Here is a 2,156-nt window from a genome sequence, read left to right as displayed (position 1 = left end):
TACTGCGAAGCAGTCAGGGTCGGGTAGTTTACGGAGCGTTGCCGAGAGTCGCCGATGAACTTTGAGGATGCCGGGATCCGGTCAATTGGGCTTTTTGCAAGGCATCCTGCAGCATTCGCTCCACCAACTCGGTGAACGTCCACCCCAGAGCTGCCGCCGCATCGGGACAGAGGGAAGTGGGGGTCATGCCGGGCAGTGTATTCACCTCCAACACCCAAGGATTTTCCTCGGGATCCACCCGCAGATCCACCCGCGCCAAGCCTTCGCACCCCAACGCCTGGTAGGCCTTCAGACCTGCCGCCTCACAGCGGGCCAACCCTGCCGGGCTGAGGGAACAGGGGATCAAATGCCGCGAGCCACCGGGTGCGTACTTGGCTTCGTAGTCGTAGAAGTCGCCTTGGGCGGGGATGATCTCAATGGCCGGAAGAACTTGGCCGGACAAGATCGAGAGGGTGATCTCCTTTCCGGGAACATAGCGCTCCAGAAAAATCCGCGACGAGACTGAGCGGGCCAACTCCAGCCCCTGAGCAAATGACCTCTCATCCCGGACAATGCTGATGCCCACCGTCGAGCCGTTGTTGCTGGGCTTAATCACCAGTGGGGATCCCAACTCTGCCGCACAGTCAGCCCAAGTGAGGGGGCTTTGGTCGTCCCAAACCTGCCAATCGGGGGTAGGGATCCCCGCGGCGCGAAAGATCTGCTTGGAGACCAGCTTATCCATGGCCAGGGCACTGGCCAGCGGCCCGGATCCTTGGTAAGGCAGGCCCAGCCAGTCCAGCATCCCCTGTACCACCCCATCCTCGCCGCCGGGGCCATGCAGGGCAATCCAAACGAAATCGCAGCCGGCTTGCCGTTCCTGCCAGAGGCGCAGCGGCAGATCCTCCTCTGGGTCGATCACCTTCACCCGGTGGCCCAAATCCTCCAAAGCTCGCTTGCAGGCTTTACCCGTTACCCAAGAAACTTGACGTTCTGCCGAACGACCCCCCGCCAAGACAACAATGTTCATGGCCTAACCCCAAAGCACTCCCCACCCTCAACAACCGGCACCAAGATACCAGCATACCTTCACCCTACCCTACGAAGGGGGCCGTCGGCGGCGCAAGAACTCGGGAATATCTAAGCCTCCAGACATCGGCGGCTCAGGCTCCGGAGGCTGTCGAGGCGGCAGCCCAGAGCCCGTGGGAGTGGGCTTGGGAACCCCCGACTTGTTGGAGGCAGAAACTTTGGTTGCAGCAGGGATGGCGGCTGGACGGGCTTTCTCTTGGAAACCGGTGGCGATGACCGTGATGCGCACTTCCCCCTGCATGCGCTCGTCTTGGACGGTGCCGAAGATGATGTTGGCCTCGGGATCCACTGCCTCGGCGATGATCTCGGCAGCCACCGTGACCTCATGCAAGGACAAATCCGGCCCACCGGTAATGTTGAAGAGGACACCTTTAGCCCCTTCGATGGAGGTTTCCAAAAGCGGCGAAGATACAGCGGTAATGGCGGCTTCGCGGGCGCGGGACTTGCCGGATCCCATGCCAATTCCCATCAAGGCAGAGCCGGCATCGGCCATCACGCTGCGCACATCGGCAAAATCCACATTGATCATGCCGGGAATGAGAATGATATCCGAGATGCCCTGCACCCCCTGCCGCAGCACATCATCAGCAACGCGAAAAGCCTCTTGGACAGGGGTTTGCTCGGAGATCACCGAAAGCAACTTGTCATTGGGAATTACAATCAGGGTATCAACTGCCTCCCGCAGCGCTTGGATCCCTTCCTCGGCCTGCTTGCTGCGGCGTTTGCCCTCAAAGGAAAAAGGCCGTGTCACCACTCCCACCGTCAGGGCACCACTGGCTTTGGCAATTTGGGCGATGACGGGTGCTCCACCCGTGCCCGTGCCTCCCCCCATGCCGGCGGCAATGAAGACCAGATCTGCCCCTTTGATGGCTGCCGATATTTCTTCGCTGGATTCCTCTGCAGCTTTCTGGCCAATGGCCGGGTTACCACCTGCACCCAAGCCTCGAGTCAGCTTCTGCCCAATTTGCAAGCGGTTCACTGCCGAGGACTGGGCAAGGGCCTGCGCATCGGTGTTGACGCTCCAAAACTCGACGCCCACAAGGTTGCTGGCCGCCATCCGACTGACCGCGTTGCCACCCCCACCCCCCACG

2 protein-coding genes are annotated in these 2,156 nt (G+C 60.9%); both read right to left on the bottom strand.

The genetic code is table 11. The annotated features are described in order from the left end of the window. Positions 1–28: 28 nt before the first annotated feature. Positions 29–1,006 (bottom strand): D-alanine--D-alanine ligase, encoded by a 978-nt coding sequence (locus NW856_RS08900; RefSeq protein ID WP_414399874.1) that lies wholly within the window; start codon positions 1,004–1,006, stop codon positions 29–31. 69 nt (positions 1,007–1,075) lie between these two features. Beyond that, positions 1,076–2,155 (bottom strand): cell division protein FtsZ, encoded by a 1,080-nt coding sequence (gene ftsZ / locus NW856_RS08895; protein WP_414399873.1) that lies wholly within the window; start codon positions 2,153–2,155, stop codon positions 1,076–1,078. Position 2,156: the final 1 nt, after the last annotated feature.

The organism is Synechococcus sp. R3-13 (genome assembly GCF_047462195.1).
In the GTDB taxonomy this organism is placed as follows: Bacteria; Cyanobacteriota; Cyanobacteriia; order Thermostichales; family Thermostichaceae; genus Thermostichus.
This window is presented reverse-complemented; position numbering and strand designations above follow the sequence as displayed.

Bases quoted from the DNA above. Each gene is read 5' to 3' on its own strand.
- NW856_RS08900 (WP_414399874.1), bottom strand. From the start codon at position 1,006: ATGAACATTGTTGTCTTGGCGGGGGGTCGTTCGGCAGAACGTCAAGTT.